16 protein-coding genes are annotated in these 13,482 nt (G+C 70.2%); 15 read left to right on the plus strand and 1 reads right to left on the minus strand.

Going from position 1 to position 13,482, the window contains the following annotated elements:
- The first annotated feature begins 5 nt into the window (after nucleotides 1–5).
- The 13 genes from ABFS34_08485 to selB all read left to right on the plus strand — a co-directional run bounded on the left by ABFS34_08485 (nucleotide 6) and on the right by selB (nucleotide 10,832).
- Nucleotides 6–1,115, plus strand: coding sequence for a glycosyltransferase family 4 protein (locus ABFS34_08485; protein MEN8375471.1), 1,110 nt, complete (start codon nucleotides 6–8; stop codon nucleotides 1,113–1,115).
- On the plus strand, nucleotides 1,112–1,456 hold the full coding sequence (locus tag ABFS34_08490) for an HPF/RaiA family ribosome-associated protein (protein ID MEN8375472.1): 345 nt from the start codon (nucleotides 1,112–1,114) through the stop codon (nucleotides 1,454–1,456). Before ABFS34_08485 ends, ABFS34_08490 begins: the two co-directional genes overlap by 4 nt.
- A gap of 16 nt (nucleotides 1,457–1,472) precedes the next feature.
- Nucleotides 1,473–2,480: an HPr(Ser) kinase/phosphatase gene (hprK, locus tag ABFS34_08495; protein ID MEN8375473.1), complete on the plus strand. Its 1,008-nt coding sequence runs from the start codon at nucleotides 1,473–1,475 to the stop codon at nucleotides 2,478–2,480.
- Entirely contained in the window at nucleotides 2,473–2,859 is a 387-nt protein-coding gene (locus tag ABFS34_08500) for a PTS mannose transporter subunit IID (GenBank protein ID MEN8375474.1), read from the plus strand. The genes hprK and ABFS34_08500 overlap by 8 nt, the downstream gene beginning before the upstream one ends.
- Before the next feature lie 11 nt (nucleotides 2,860–2,870).
- Nucleotides 2,871–3,353: a PTS sugar transporter subunit IIB gene (locus ABFS34_08505; GenBank protein MEN8375475.1), complete on the plus strand. Its 483-nt coding sequence runs from the start codon at nucleotides 2,871–2,873 to the stop codon at nucleotides 3,351–3,353.
- Nucleotides 3,346–4,029, plus strand: a complete 684-nt coding sequence (locus ABFS34_08510; protein ID MEN8375476.1) for a PTS sugar transporter subunit IIC — start codon at nucleotides 3,346–3,348, stop codon at nucleotides 4,027–4,029. Before ABFS34_08505 ends, ABFS34_08510 begins: the two co-directional genes overlap by 8 nt.
- Nucleotides 4,026–4,766: a PTS system mannose/fructose/sorbose family transporter subunit IID gene (locus ABFS34_08515; protein MEN8375477.1), complete on the plus strand. Its 741-nt coding sequence runs from the start codon at nucleotides 4,026–4,028 to the stop codon at nucleotides 4,764–4,766. The genes ABFS34_08510 and ABFS34_08515 overlap by 4 nt, the downstream gene beginning before the upstream one ends.
- Nucleotides 4,763–5,044 (plus strand): HPr family phosphocarrier protein, encoded by a 282-nt coding sequence (locus ABFS34_08520; GenBank protein MEN8375478.1) that lies wholly within the window; start codon nucleotides 4,763–4,765, stop codon nucleotides 5,042–5,044. The genes ABFS34_08515 and ABFS34_08520 overlap by 4 nt, the downstream gene beginning before the upstream one ends.
- Nucleotides 5,045–5,170: 126 nt before the next feature.
- On the plus strand, nucleotides 5,171–6,964 hold the full coding sequence (gene ptsP, locus ABFS34_08525; GenBank protein MEN8375479.1) for a phosphoenolpyruvate--protein phosphotransferase: 1,794 nt from the start codon (nucleotides 5,171–5,173) through the stop codon (nucleotides 6,962–6,964).
- A gap of 75 nt (nucleotides 6,965–7,039) precedes the next feature.
- A complete protein-coding gene (locus tag ABFS34_08530) occupies nucleotides 7,040–7,564 on the plus strand; it encodes a bifunctional nuclease family protein (GenBank protein MEN8375480.1) in 525 nt (174 codons plus the stop codon).
- Nucleotides 7,561–8,214, plus strand: a complete 654-nt coding sequence (locus ABFS34_08535; protein ID MEN8375481.1) for a hypothetical protein — start codon at nucleotides 7,561–7,563, stop codon at nucleotides 8,212–8,214. The genes ABFS34_08530 and ABFS34_08535 overlap by 4 nt, the downstream gene beginning before the upstream one ends.
- Nucleotides 8,215–8,226: 12 nt before the next feature.
- Nucleotides 8,227–8,970, plus strand: coding sequence for a DNA repair protein RecO (gene recO / locus ABFS34_08540; protein MEN8375482.1), 744 nt, complete (start codon nucleotides 8,227–8,229; stop codon nucleotides 8,968–8,970).
- Nucleotides 8,967–10,832, plus strand: coding sequence for a selenocysteine-specific translation elongation factor (gene selB / locus ABFS34_08545; GenBank protein ID MEN8375483.1), 1,866 nt, complete (start codon nucleotides 8,967–8,969; stop codon nucleotides 10,830–10,832). Before recO ends, selB begins: the two co-directional genes overlap by 4 nt.
- 21 nt (nucleotides 10,833–10,853) lie before the next feature.
- Here selB and ABFS34_08550 read toward each other — a convergent pair whose 3' ends face one another.
- Nucleotides 10,854–11,309 (minus strand): PTS sugar transporter subunit IIA, encoded by a 456-nt coding sequence (locus ABFS34_08550; protein ID MEN8375484.1) that lies wholly within the window; start codon nucleotides 11,307–11,309, stop codon nucleotides 10,854–10,856.
- A 178-nt stretch (nucleotides 11,310–11,487) separates the two neighbouring features.
- Here ABFS34_08550 and dusB point away from each other — a divergent pair, with 178 nt between their 5' ends.
- Together dusB and larB are read left to right on the plus strand one after the other, a co-directional pair.
- Complete coding sequence (dusB, locus tag ABFS34_08555; protein ID MEN8375485.1) at nucleotides 11,488–12,507, plus strand: tRNA dihydrouridine synthase DusB; 1,020 nt, start codon at nucleotides 11,488–11,490, stop codon at nucleotides 12,505–12,507.
- Nucleotides 12,508–13,359 (plus strand): nickel pincer cofactor biosynthesis protein LarB, encoded by an 852-nt coding sequence (gene larB / locus ABFS34_08560; protein MEN8375486.1) that lies wholly within the window; start codon nucleotides 12,508–12,510, stop codon nucleotides 13,357–13,359. It begins immediately after the preceding gene.
- The last annotated feature ends 123 nt before the right edge of the window (nucleotides 13,360–13,482 follow it).

Below are 13,482 nucleotides of genomic sequence, written 5' to 3' on the forward strand. Positions count from 1 at the left end.
GGATACTGGTCTTCAATTGGCAGGATCTCGCGAACCCGCTCTCGGGCGGCGCGGAGGTCCACCTCCACGAGACCTTCGGCCGGCTGGCGCAACGCGGACACGAGGTGCACGTGGTGGCGTCCGGGTGGCCCGGCGCGGCGGCGCGGGCGACGGCGAACGGGATGCTGATCCACCGCGTGGGTGGCCGCTTTTCGTACGCGCTGAAGGCGCCGCGGTACTACAGGCGGCAGTTGGCCACGGACCGGTTCGACGTGATCGTCGAAGACCTGAACAAGGTGCCGCTGTTCGCGCCGATCTGGGCCAGGGAGCCGGTCGTCCTGCTGGTGCACCACCTGTTCGGGGGCAGCGCCTTCGGCGAGGCTCCGTTTCCCGTCGCGGCGGCCACATGGCTTCTGGAACGGCCCATCCCGAGGATCTACCGGGGCGTGCCTACGCAGGTAGTGTCGCCCAGCACCGCTGCCGATCTGGAGCGACGCGGATTCACTTCCTCGGATCTGGTGGTGATCCCGAACGGCGTCGACCTGGACCGATTCTCGCCGGCACCGCCCGAGCAGCGCTACGGCGAGCCGACGCTGCTCTTCATGGGCAGGCTGCGGCCCTACAAGGGAGTCGACCTGTTGCTGCGCGCGCTGGATCGGCTGCGGCGCGCTGGCGTTCCGGCGCGGGCGGTGATCGCGGGTCGCGGCGACGACGAGGACAGGTTGAAGCGGGAGGCGTCCCGGCTGGGCTTGGTGGCGGCCGTGGAATTCGCCGGTTTCGTGGACGAGGATCGCAAGCTGGAGTTGCTGCGCCGCTCGTGGGTCCACGTCTTGCCCTCGGAGAAAGAGGGGTGGGGCCTGACCGTGCTCGAGGCGGGCGCCTGCGCGACGCCGTCGGTGGTGAGCGATTCGCCCGGCCTGCGGGACTCGGTTCTGGAGGGAGAGTCGGGCCTGCGCGTTCCGCACGGTGACGTCGGGGCGCTGTCCGGGGCGCTGCAAAGGCTCATCGAGGATGCGCGGCTGCGGGAAGCGCTCGGTGAGGGCGCGAGATCGTTCGCGGTAGACCATGGGTGGGATCGTGCCGCGGAGCGAACGGAACGCCATCTTGCACTCCACGCGAGAAAGGTGACTGAATGAAGGTCAGCGTAGCGATGCGTCACGGCGAGCTCTCGGAGGAGCTGCGTGACCTGACGGAGCGGCGCGCGCAAAGACTCGCGCGCTTCGAGGCACGGCTCGGCGGGGTCACGATCACTTTCGACGAGGACCGCGACCGAAAGCGCGCCGAGGTCAGAGCGGGCGTAGAGGGTGATTCTCCCGTGGTGGCCCGCGCGGGCGGGCCGACGCACCGGACGGCACTCGACAGGGCCCTGGACAGGGCGATCCGGCAGCTGAAGCGCCAGCGCGAGCGGAGGCGGGATCTCCAGAGGGAGGCCCCGGATATCGAGGTTTCAGACTCCGAACTCCCCGCATCTTCCTGAGACGGGCACTACGCGAATGAAGCCGCTGACGGTAGAAGACCTCCTCTTCGCGAAGCGCGAGCCGCTCGCGCTGGAGTTGCTGACCCCGGATTGCCCGCTCGACGTCCCCATCGAGTCGCCGACCATCGGGAATCCGGGGCTGGTCCTGACCGGCTTCGTGGAGCGCTTCACGCCGGGTCGGATCCTGGTCTTCGGCGAGACGGAAATGGCCTACCTCGGCTCGCTGGCGGCCGCCGAGCACGCCCGCGCGCTCGACACCTTCTTTGCTCTGCCCGTGCCGGCCGCGGTCGTGACCAAGGCCCTCGACGTGCCGCAGGGCATGGTGGAGGCCGCCGTGCGCCACCGACGCACGTTGCTGCGGTCCGCCTTGAAGACGGGCGACCTCTACCGGCGCCTGAACGCGTTCCTGGAGGATCATTTCGCGCCGTCGACGACCATGCACGGCTCGATGGCCGACGTGTACGGAGTGGGGCTCCTTGTCGTGGGCCCTAGCGGCATCGGCAAGAGCGAGTGCGTGCTGGATCTGGTCGAGCGTGGCCATCGCTTGGTTGCCGACGACCTGGTGCACATCAAACGCCCCGCGCCAGGCGTGCTCATCGGGCGCGGCCACGAGTTGCAGCGACACCACATGGAGATCCGCGGGGTCGGCATCATCGACATCCCCGCCCTGTTCGGAATCCGAGGAATCCGACAACAAAAGCGGATCGAGGTGGTGGTGCAGCTGGAAGAGTGGAGTGACGAGGCCGAGTACGATCGGACCGGGCTGGGCGCGGAGGAATCGGAGATCCTGGACGTGGCGGTCCCCAAGGTCCGGATTCCCCTCAACCCGGGCAAGAACATCACCGTGATCTCCGAAGTCGTCGCCATGAACCACCTTCTCAAGTACTCGGGGGTACATTCCGCGGAGCTGTTCGATCAGCGGCTGCGGGCGGCGCTCGGAGCCCAGGTGGTGGGGGAGGAGAGCGAACGCCTCAAGGAGGCGATGCGGCCGGTGCGGGAGTACCTGGAGGGCGATTATGAGTGAGGCCGCGCCCGCCCGCGGTGTGGTCGTGGGTCACGGCACCCTGGCCCAGGGCCTGGTCGACGCCGTGCGGCAGATCACGGGGGTGGATGGAGACGTGGTCGCGGCGATCAGCAACCAGGGGTTGGGACCCGACGCGCTGCGCGAGCGCATCGAGGCGGCGCTGGGCGATGGGCGCGCCATCGTGTTCGTGGACCTGCGCACGGGAAGCTGCGGACACGCCGCGCTTCGGATCGCCCGCGAGCGGCCCGACACGGCGGTGCTGTACGGCGTGAACCTGCCCCAGTTGCTGGACTTCGTCACGCACCGCGAGTTGCCGCTCGCCGAGCTCGTCGAGCGCGCCCTGGAGCGGGGCCGGTCGGCGATCTGCTGCGACGAGTAGCACACGAGTCAATGCCGATCGTCCTGTATAGGGTCGACGAGCGTTTGATCCACGGCCAGGTTGTGCTCGGGTGGGGGAGCGAGCTCGAGCCGACTCGCTACCTGGTGGTCGACGACGACGTGGCGGAGGCGACCTGGGAGCAGGAATTGTACGAGCTGGGCCTGCCGAACGGAATCTCAGCGGAATTCCACACCATCGAAGAGGCGCGCGGGCTGCTTGCCGGGTGGCGCGAGGAGGAGGCTAGATCCGTGCTTCTGACCAGACTGCCGGCCGGCATGCGCGCTCTCGGTGAGGGAGAACTGCTACGGGACGTGGAGGTGAACGTCGGGGGAATCCACCACGCCGAAGGCCGAGAGATGGTGCTTCCGTACGTGTTCCTCGGCACCCGCGAGCGCGCCGACCTGCGCGCGCTGGTGGCCGGCGGCGCCGAGGTGAGCGCCCAGGACGTGCCGGCTGCCCGGCCCATATCGGTGGAGCGATTGCTACATGGATGAGCTTCCCACCTGGGCCGTGCTGGCGGCGGTGGGAGGCATCGTGGGGGTGGACGCCACCTCCGTCGGGCAATTCATGATTTCCCGTCCGCTGGTCGCCGCCACGCTTGGTGGCTGGGTGTTCGGGCGGCCCGCGGAGGGACTGGTGCTGGGGATCGCGCTCGAGCTCTTCGAGCTGTGCATCCTTCCGGTCGGGGCCACCCGCACGCCGGAGGGAGGCACCGGGGCCCTGGCGGCCGGAGCGGCGTACGCCGTGGCCGGACCGGTGGGGTTTGCGGCGGTCCCCATCGCCCTCGCCGTCGCCTTCGGCCTGTTGGCGGAGCGCTTGGCGGGGGAGACGGTCACGGCGCTACGCCGATTGAATGCTCGCCTGGTAGGCGAGCGGGCGCTGACGGCGATCAGGTCCTCGAGCGCGCTCACCGCGCGCCACACGGCTGCCATCGGCCTGGACTTCCTGCGGGGGGCGGTGGTGTCGACCGCGGCGGCGCTGGTGGGCGCCTGGGTGCTGGCCAGCCTGCCGGCGGCGGGTGACGAAGTGGGCCGGGCGGCGTCTTCCATTCTTGGTCTGGCGCTGCCGGCGATGGCGGGAGCCGGCGCGGCGGTGCTCGCGGGAGGGGCGCGCGTGACGCCGTTCCTCGTGGGGCTCGCCGCTGGCGTGGGCCTCTGGGTGGTCCTGTGAGCAGGGTCCGAGCGCGCGACCACGCGAGCATGCTCGTGCGCCTGTTCGGGGTGCAGGGGTCGTGGAATTACGAAACCATGGTTGGGGCCGGGATGGCGGTCGTCCTGATGCCCGTGCTGCGGCGTGTATACGGCCCGGAGGGGCTGGATCAGGCGGCGTTGCGCCATGCCCACTTCTTCAACGCCCATCCGTACATGGCCGGGGTCGCCGCGGGCGCCCTGGCGCGCATGGAGACGGACGGCGTGGAGCCGGAAGTGCAGGAGCGCTTCAAGGAGGCCGTGCGCGGCGCGCTCGGCGCCCTCGGGGACCAGGTGGTGTGGGGCGGATGGCGCCCGTTCTGCGTGCTGCTCGCGCTCGCGGCGGCGCTGGTCGGTGCCCCCTGGTGGGCGGTCGTCGGAGGCTTTCTGGTGGTTTACAACGTCGGGCACGTCGGCCTGCGAGCCTGGGGCCTGGCGGTAGGGCTGAAGGAGGGCACGGGCGTCGCCCGCCGGGTGCGCGAGTCCGGGCTGACGCGGGCGCAGGGAGCCCTCGCGCGGGGCGCGACGTTCCTCGCGGGGCTGGTGGCCCCGCTCGCCGCGCTCGCGTATGGGCCCGGTCGCGATCTCCCGGCGCTGCTTCCAGCCGCGTTGCTGGCGGCCATTGCCGGTGCCGTGCTCGGGGTGCGGGTGCGCGCCGTCGCCGGACTCACCTTGGGGCTCGTCGTACTCGTGATTCTGCTCACCGGGGGAAGCCAGTGAGCGACTCGGGAGACAACCGGCGCGTCGTCAGGATCGCCAATCGGCAAGGACTTCACGCCCGCCCGGCGGCGGAATTCGTACGGCTGGCGAAGACCTTCACGGCCGAGATCTTCGTCACCAAGGAGGAGCTCGAAGTGAACGGGAAGAGCATCCTGGGGTTGATGATGCTGGCCGCCGAGTTCGGCGCCGAGCTTACCATTCGGGCGGACGGCCCGGACGCGGTGGCGGCGATCGAGCGGCTGTGTTTGCTGATCGTCGACGGATTCGGAGAGGGCTAGTGTACCGTACCAGAGGTGTCGATGGCATTCAGCGCGCGCTGCATCGCGCGCTTCGGTGCACACCTGACTTCCGTTACGGTACACTAGGATGAGGGCGACAGGGTCTGCCGAAGGCCAGGGCGTGGAATGCGCCTGATCCGCGATGGAAGCGCGGCGTCGCCGGGGATCGTCGAGGGGCCGATGTACGTGCTGCGCTGGGATGTGCCGAAGGTGCCGCACGACACGATCTCCAGCGACGAGGCGGATCTCGAGCTCGAGCGTTTGGCCGAAGCCGTCGAAGCTGCCAGGACGGAGATAGTGGCCTTGAAGGCCGAAACCGAGAGCAGGCTGGGCTCGGTGGAGGCGCAGATCTTCGATCCGCAGTTGCTGATGTTGGAAGACGAGGAGCTCCTCGATGGGGCGCGGGACTACATCCGGTCGAGTCAACTTTCGGCCGCCAGAGCGTTCGAGCTGAAGGTGCTGGAATTCCGGTCGGAATGGCGGCGCACCGGGCACCCCATGCTGCTGGATCGTCTAAACGACCTCCTGGACGTGGAGACGCGGGTCTTGAGGTCGCTGCTCGAGCTCGACGACCCGGCCTTCGCGCTGCCGGAGGATCACGGCAAGCGTTACATCCTCGTCGCGCGCGACCTCACGCCCAGCATGACCGTACGCCTGGACCCGAACCGCATCCTCGGCATCGCCGTGGATGCCGGGTCCCGCACATCCCACTCGGCGATTCTCGCGCGGGCGCTGCACATCCCCGCGGTGGTCGGGCTACGGGACCTGTCCGAGCACGCGGAGAGCGGCACGCAGGCGATCCTGGACGGGCGCGCCGGCCGGGTCATCGTGGAGCCCACCGAGCAGGAGCGGCGCGTCTACAAGGAGAGGAACATCCGCGTCCAGGAGTGGGAGCAGGAGTTGCTCCTGCTGGCTGACTTGCCGGCGCTGACGCAGGATCGGCAGCCGGTGCTGCTGCGCGCCAACATCGACCTGCCAGGTGACGCCGAGGACGCCCGCGAGCACGGCGCCCAGGGGATCGGCCTGTTCCGCACGGAGTTTCTCGTGGTGGGGCGCTCCGCCTACCCGGAGGAAGAAGAGCAGTACCTGGCCTACAAGCACGCGGTGGAGGTCTTCCCCGACGACGCGGTCTACATCCGCACCTTCGATTTGGGCGGCGACAAGTATCCCCGGTTCCTGGACATGCCTCCCGAAGAGAATCCGTTCCTGGGATGGCGCGGGATCCGAGTGTGTCTGGACGTGCCGGAGCTGTTCCGCGGGCAGTTGCGCGCTCTTCTGCGCACCACCGCTCACGGCGACGTGCGGGTCATGCTGCCGATGATCAACGAGACCAGCGAGGTGACACGCACGCGCGAGCTGCTCGAGGAAGAAGAAGAGCGCTTGCGCGCTCAGGGCATCCCGTTCAACACCGGGTACAAGGTCGGTGTGATGGTGGAGACGCCCGCGGCCGTGCTCACCGCGACCGACCTCGCGCGCCACGCGGACTTCTTCTCCATTGGCACGAACGATCTCATCCAGTACACGCTGGCGGTCGATCGCGGAAACGCACGCCTCGCCGACCGCTTCAAGCCCTTTCATCCGGCCGTGTTGGACCTCATGGAGCGCACGGTCCAAGCCGCGCACACCGCGGGAATTGAGATTTCCGTGTGCGGTGAGGTCGCGGCGGACCCGCTCGGAACGTTCCTGCTGCTTGGGTTGGGCGTGTCCGCGTTCAGCGTCTCGAGTTCGGTCCTGCCCGAGATCAAGAAGGTGGTCCGGGCCGTACCGGTCGCGTCCGCCAGGGAGACGGTCGAGGAAGCGCTGGAGGCGCGCACGGCCGAGGCCGCGGCGGCGGTGCTGATGGAAGGCATCAGCCGCCACCTGGACCTTTCGCTGTTCTCCGGGCGCTGGAGCTTGGCGCCCGAAGAGTCGGCTTCGTAGCTTGGCGGCGGCTGCTGCCATGCGGTGTGCCCACTCGGTACCACCCTGCGGATGATCGAAGTCAGAGTACAAAGCTTGGGGCTCGACCGCTCCTCCAATACACCCGTCGTGATCCTCCAGGAGTTGGAGGGAGAGCGGGTCCTGCCCATCTGGATCGGGCCCGGGGAAGCGAGCGCGATCGCCATGGAGCTCGCGGGAATGAAGTTCTCCAGGCCGTTGACGCACGACCTGCTGGCGAGCGTCATTTCCGGGCTCGGGGGTGAGCTGACGCGTGTTCTGATCACCAAGGTCATGGAGAACACCTATTACGCCGAACTCATCGTCGAGAAGAACGGCGAGATGATCAGCCTGGACGCGCGGCCGTCGGACTCCATCGCCATAGCGCTGCGCATGGGGGCCACCATCCTGACTACGGACGCGCTGCTCGAGCAGACGTCGATAGACGTGCAGGAAGCCGGGGACATGTCCGAGCCGGGGCAGTTTTCTCCGGACCCGGACGCGGTCCCCGAAGCGCCGGCCGACGCGGGCCTGCGCGCGGAGGAGCTCAAGGAGTATCTGCGCCGCCTGGATCCCGAGGACTTCGGGCGGTTCAACCCATGATGGCCCTGCTTGCGGTGGCGCTGGTGTCCGCCGCCGGCGAGGCGGCTCCCGTGCAGGCGGACGACTCCATACACGTCCGCGGCGTGGTGGTGGCGCCTTCGGGAGACCCGGTCGGCGGCGTGGAGCTGATGCTCCACCGGATGAGCGATGAAGGCGCGGGCTTGCTCGCTTCGGGCGCCGGCCAGCCCGACGGATCATTCGCGTTCGCCGTCGACGCGCCGGGCGGCCCGGCCGTCCATTTCGTCGCCGCGTCCGTCGGCGGGGCGCTGTTCGTTGGCCCGGTGGTGGAGGCCGGCGCCGACTTTCCCGATCCGTACACGATCCGGGTGAGGGACGGCATCGAGGCCGGCTCCATAGTGCTGGATGATGGCTCGGTTCTTCCTCCGGCGGCCTTCGGCGGCGACGCCACTCGACCGGCCGCGCCCGCTCCGCCACCCGCTCGTGACCCCGTGCCCACGACGCTGGTGTTTCTGGGACTGAGCGCGCTTCTGGTCGGCGCGGCTCTCCTGGTTCGGGGCACCTCGCGGGCGAACGCGTGGCGGCGCGCGGTAGTGGAGCTGGCGGAGCTGAGGGACGTGCCAGCGACCGGGGCGGTGGAGGAACGCCGTGCGGAGCTGCGCGAACGTGCGCACGCCCTACGACCGCGCTGACCCGTGTCCGCGGTGAGCGTGCCCGCGCTCATTCTGCGCGGATTCCCCTACGGCGAATCCAGCCGCATCCTGAGGTTCATCACCCCCGAGCACGGCCTCGTCGGCGCGATCGCACGGGGCGCCCGACGTCCGCGTAGCCGATTCAGCGCGCTGCTGGATCCGTTCGGAGAGGGCGTGGCCTTGCTCAGCTTCCGGCAGGGCCGGGATCTTCAGACGCTCACCGCGTTCGACCTGACCAAGAGTCGGCGTGGACTGGGGCGGGATCTGCGCCGCTACGGCGGGGCCTCGGTGCTGGCGGAGCTGCTGCTGCGTACCGCGACGGGGGCGGCCAGCTCCGAGTTGTTCGAGCGGGTCGGCGCCGCGCTGGACGCTCTGGAGGTGGCCGAAGGAGAAGCCATCGAAAGCGAGGCTCTGGGCGCGGCGTGGACGCTCGTCCACCTTCTTGGATTCGCTCCCGAGCTGGCACACTGCACCCGTTGCGGACGCGAGGTCGACCGGGACGAGGACGCCGATTTCGACTACGCTGCGGGCGGTCTCCGCTGCGCGGACTGCCCGGGGGAGGAGGGTACCCGGCTGCCGGCAGGGGCCCGCGCTGCGCTGCGCGCGATGGTCGGCGGCGACCGCCCCACCGTCGCCCGGCCCTACGCTCATTGGATCCTGCTGGAGCGCTTTCTCGCCTACCACGTGCTCGACGGAGCTCCCATGAAGTCGCTCGCCTTCCTGCTCGACGTGCGGCGGGAAGAGATGGTCAGGTGAAGCGGCTCGTGCTGGGCACCGCCGGCCACGTCGACCACGGCAAGACGCGGCTCGTGCTCGCGTTGACGGGCGTGGACACCGATCGACTAGCCGAGGAGAAGGCTCGCGGGATCACGATCGACCTGGGCTTCGCCCGCCTGGTAGGGGAAGAGGGCGTGGAAGTGGCGATCGTCGACGTCCCCGGTCACGAGTCGTTCGTCCGGAACATGCTGGCGGGGGCGACCGGCATGGACGCCGTACTCCTGGTGGTGGCCGCCGACGAGGGGGTGATGCCGCAGACCCGGGAGCACCTGGCGATCCTCGATCTGCTGGGCGTCTCGGTGGGCGTCGTGGCGCTGACGAAAGTCGACCTGGTCGACGCCGAGTGGAGGGACCTCGTGCGCGATGAAGTCCGCGAGCTCCTGTCCGGAACCGGTCTGGAAGACGCGGACATAATGCCCGTGTCGGCGGCGGAGGAGACGGGACTCGAGCGGCTCGCAGAGTCCCTTGCGCGCGTGGCCCGCGCAGCCCCGGCGCGCGCGCTTTCGGCTCCGTTCCGGCTTCCCGTGGACCGCGCCTTCACGGTGCGCGGCACGGGGACGGTCGTGACCGGAACGGTGGCAGACGGAACGCTCGGCGACGCGGACACCGTCCGGGTCCTGCCCGGCGCCAGGTCCGCACGGGTGCGCGCTTTGCAGAGTCACGGCCAGGCAGTCACCGCGGTGCAGGCCGGTCAGCGGGCGGCGGTCGCCGTCGCGGGTGTGGAGCGCGGCGCGGTCGGCCGCGGCGACGTGCTGGTGAAGGGCGACGCCTGGCGGCCGCACGGAACCTGGACGGTGCGCCTGGAGCTGATCGGCGCGGCGCCGCGGCCGCTCCGGCCCAGGGACCGCGTCAGGGTCCACCTCGGCACCGCGGAGATCATGGCCCGCGTGGTCCTGTTGGACGCGGACGAGGTGCGGCCGCGGGGCGCCTGTTGGGCCCAGCTGCGGTTGGAGCGGCCGGGCGTCGCCCGCGCCGGCGATCGCTTCGTGCTGCGCAGCTACTCACCCGTGACGACCATCGGCGGCGGCACCGTCGTCGAGCCACTCGCCGGCAAGAGGAATCGCCTGGACGAGGCGAGCCGCCAGGCTCTGAGCGCGATCCTGGCGGGTCCGCAGCAGGCGCTCGCGGCGCGGGTCGCCATGGCCGGGTGGCAAGGCGTTCCCCTCGAAACCCTGCCCGTGGAGGTGCCGGGAGCGGAGCCCCGCGAGGACCCTACGCTGGCGGTCGTGGGCGATCGTGTGCTCCAGGCGGACTACCTGCGCGAGGCGACCGACGATGTCCTCGCGGCGGTGGAGCGCCACCACGCGGCCTACCCGCTGAGTCCGGGACTGGACGTGGAGGAAGCGCGGCGTTCGCTACCGGCGGGTGCCGCGCGCGGCCTGGCGGACGCCGCGCTCGCGATGCTGACCGAAGCCGGGGCAGCGGAGGTGACCGGGGGCGTGATCCGACGCCGGGGGTACTCCCCGCGGCTGGCGCCACACCACCGCGCGCTGCGCGAGCGCGTACTGGCGGCATACGGAGCGAGCGGCCTGGCGCCCACTCCCGTTGGTGCGTTGTCCGAGCGAAGCGAGGAGGAGCTGTGGCCCATCGTCAAGCTCCTGGAGAGGGAAGGCTTGCTCTCCCCGATGGGGTCGGACGCCTATGTGTCGAGTGACGCACTCTCCGGCGCGATGGAGCTCGTGCGGAGCACGCTGGGAGGCCGCGCGGATGTACAGCCGGGCGAATTCCGGGACCTGTTCGGGCTCACCAGAAAGAACCTGATTCCGCTGCTGGAGTACTTCGACCGGATCGGCCTGACGCGAAGAACGGATGAGGGAAGGGAAGTGCCCGCCGCGGACTAGCGCAGACCCGCGCGGCGAGCGTCACGAGGTTTCGCCGAGCAGCGCCAGGAAATCCGTGGCGGTGGCGAGCTCCGCCAACCGCGTCGACGTGTTCGCGTTCTTGACGAACTGGGCGATCTTCCCCAGTACCGGCAGGTACTGGTTGCTGACCTCCAGGGGCGGGGCGACGATCAGGAAGAAGAAGCGCACGGGCTCCGAGTCGACCGCCTTGAAGTCCACTCCGCCGGTTCTCCGACCGAACGCCACGCGCAGCTGATCCACCGCCAGTGACCGACAGTGCGGGATGGCGATCCCGCCCCCGATCCCCGTCGAACCCAGGCTCTCGCGGCGCTTGAGCATCTTGTACAGGTTCTGCTCGCTCTTTTCGTCGACCCCGAGCAGCGTGATCAGCGAGCGGAGAATCTCATCCTTGCTTTCCCCGCCAAGGTCGAGGTCGATCGCCGACTCTTCGAAGAAATCCCGGAGGTTGATGGGCATCGCGGCAGACTCTCTCTTGTCGTGGCCAGGGGCGCCCGTGGGACGCTGGGCGCCGGGCCCCTCGCGGTCGGCGCATGATACCGGCGCCGCGGGATCGGTGTCAAAGCCGCCGCTGGACCGGCCGGCACCGGGTGGAGCGATTGATCCGCCCCCCGCCTCCGGGTAGATTCGCCGCGCGATGACAGACCTGTTCGAGGCTCTCCGAGACGGCTCCGTGCCGCTGTATCTGGCCCCCCAGGCGGGGGTCAGCGAGTCGCCGTTTCGCCGGCTTTGCCGGCGCTTCGGGGCGGACGTCGTCGTGAGCGAGTTCGTGAGCGCCGAGGGAATCCGGCGCCGGAACGAGCGCACCCTCGAATACCTTCGCTTCGAAGAAGCGGAGCGCCCCATCGGCGTGCAGATATTCGGCGCCGACCCGGCGGCGATGGCGGAGGCTGCCGCGCTCGTCACCGAGTTGTTCGGGCCGGACTTCATCGACATCAACTTCGGTTGCCCCGTCAAGAAGATCGTCAAGCGCAACGGCGGATCGGGGTGCCTGCGCGACATGTCGTTGGTCGGTGCGATCATCCGCGCGGTCGACGACGCCACGACTCTCCCGGTAACCGTCAAGATCCGGAGCGGCTGGGACGAGGGCACGCGCGATCCCGTGGGCATCGCCTTGCGTTGCCAGGAGAGCGGGGCGCGTGCCCTCACCCTACATCCGCGCTCGCGCGTCCAGATGTATTCGGGCCGAGCCGACTGGAGCGAGATCGCGGCGGTCGTATCGGCGCTCGAGATCCCGGTGATCGGAAACGGCGACATTCGCTCCGGGGCGGACGCGAGCAGGATGCGGGACGAGACCGGTTGCGCCGGCGTCATGATAGCCCGCGGATCGCACGGCAAGCCGTGGATCTTCGAACAGGCGCGCGCGGCGCTGGCTGGCCGGGTGGCGCCGGCCGAGCCCGACCCGGCGGAGCGATTCGGCGTCGTACTGGAGCACGCCCGCAACGCCATAGCGTTCGGGGGCGATGAGGCGCGCGCCATGCTGGAGTTCCGGAAGCACATGGGCTGGTACACGAAGGGGCTGCCCGAGGGCCGCACGCTCCGCCAGGAGCTGTTCTCGGTGCTGACGCTCGCCGACGCGGAGGCGATGCTGGCCGATTACCTGGCGCGCTTCGAGGCCGGCGAGGCCTCTCCCACGATGTCCCGTACGGCGGCGTAGGTGAGCGGCGACCGACTGACGGTCCTGCTCGAGGCGGTGGCGCGAGGCGAGACGGACCCCGCCGAGGCGGCGAAGGCCCTCGCGTGGCTGCCCTACGAGTCGCTGTCCGGCGACGCCGGCGTGTTCGCGCGAGTCGACCACCATCGGGCGCTCAGGCAGGGGCAGGCGGAGGTGGTCTACGGCCGCGGCAAGACCCCCGAGCAACTGGTCGCCATATGCCGCGCGCTCGAGGCGCGCGAGCGCGGGTTCCTCGTAACGCGGCTCCAGCCCGCCGGGCTGGAGGCGCTGGAGCGCGCCTTCCCCCTCGCCCAGATCGGGCGGCGCGCCGGCATCGTGTTTCGGCCTTCGGCCACCCCGCCCCGTCCATCGGCGGCGGGGCCCGTCGTCGTGCTCTCCGCCGGGACCTCGGACGAACCCGTGGTGGAAGAGGCGCTCTTCTCCCTGCGTGCGTTCGGCGACCCGGCGCGTGAGGTCCGGGATGTGGGTGTCGCCGGGCTGCACCGGCTGGTCGACCAGCGCGCGGCGTTCGAGGGGGCCACGGCCGCGATCGTGGTGGCCGGCATGGAGGGAGCGCTGCCGTCGGTCGTGGGCGGGTTGGTCGACCTTCCCGTGATCGCCGTCCCCACCAGCGTGGGCTACGGGGTGGCGCTGGGAGGGCTGACGGCGCTCTTCGGCATGCTCACCAGCTGCGCGGCGGGGGTGACGGTGGTCAACATCGACAACGGTTTCGGCGCGGCCTACGCGGCCTCGCGAATTCGCCGCCGAGTCGCGGCAGCCTTCGACGGCGGCGCCCCCGCGGCGACGCCTGCCGCGGCGGACACCGGCCCGCTCGCGCCGGAGCCGACCCCGTGACGCGGCGCGGCTCGAGCGCGGTCGCGATCGCAGTGGGCGTGGCGCTGGTCGCCGTGTACGCGGCGACGCTGCTGCGCGGGGCGGCGCCGGGCCCGGCCCTGGGCTGGGCCGCGGCGGCGACCG

Source organism: Gemmatimonadota bacterium, assembly GCA_039715185.1.
Lineage (GTDB): Bacteria > Gemmatimonadota > Gemmatimonadetes > Longimicrobiales > RSA9 > DATHRK01.

Excerpts from the sequence above, each read along its gene's own strand:
- ptsP (MEN8375479.1), top strand. The coding sequence starts at position 5,171 with ATGCGCCTGATCCGCGATGGAAGCGCGGCGTCGCCGGGGATCGTCGAG.
- ABFS34_08550 (MEN8375484.1), bottom strand. The coding sequence starts at position 11,309 with ATGCCCATCAACCTCCGGGATTTCTTCGAAGAGTCGGCGATCGACCTC.
- ABFS34_08500 (MEN8375474.1), top strand. The coding sequence starts at position 2,473 with ATGAGTGAGGCCGCGCCCGCCCGCGGTGTGGTCGTGGGTCACGGCACC.
- hprK (MEN8375473.1), top strand. The coding sequence starts at position 1,473 with ATGAAGCCGCTGACGGTAGAAGACCTCCTCTTCGCGAAGCGCGAGCCG.
- ABFS34_08510 (MEN8375476.1), top strand. The coding sequence starts at position 3,346 with ATGGATGAGCTTCCCACCTGGGCCGTGCTGGCGGCGGTGGGAGGCATC.
- ABFS34_08505 (MEN8375475.1), top strand. The coding sequence starts at position 2,871 with ATGCCGATCGTCCTGTATAGGGTCGACGAGCGTTTGATCCACGGCCAG.
- ABFS34_08535 (MEN8375481.1), top strand. The coding sequence starts at position 7,561 with ATGATGGCCCTGCTTGCGGTGGCGCTGGTGTCCGCCGCCGGCGAGGCG.
- ABFS34_08490 (MEN8375472.1), top strand. The coding sequence starts at position 1,112 with ATGAAGGTCAGCGTAGCGATGCGTCACGGCGAGCTCTCGGAGGAGCTG.
- dusB (MEN8375485.1), top strand. The coding sequence starts at position 11,488 with ATGACAGACCTGTTCGAGGCTCTCCGAGACGGCTCCGTGCCGCTGTAT.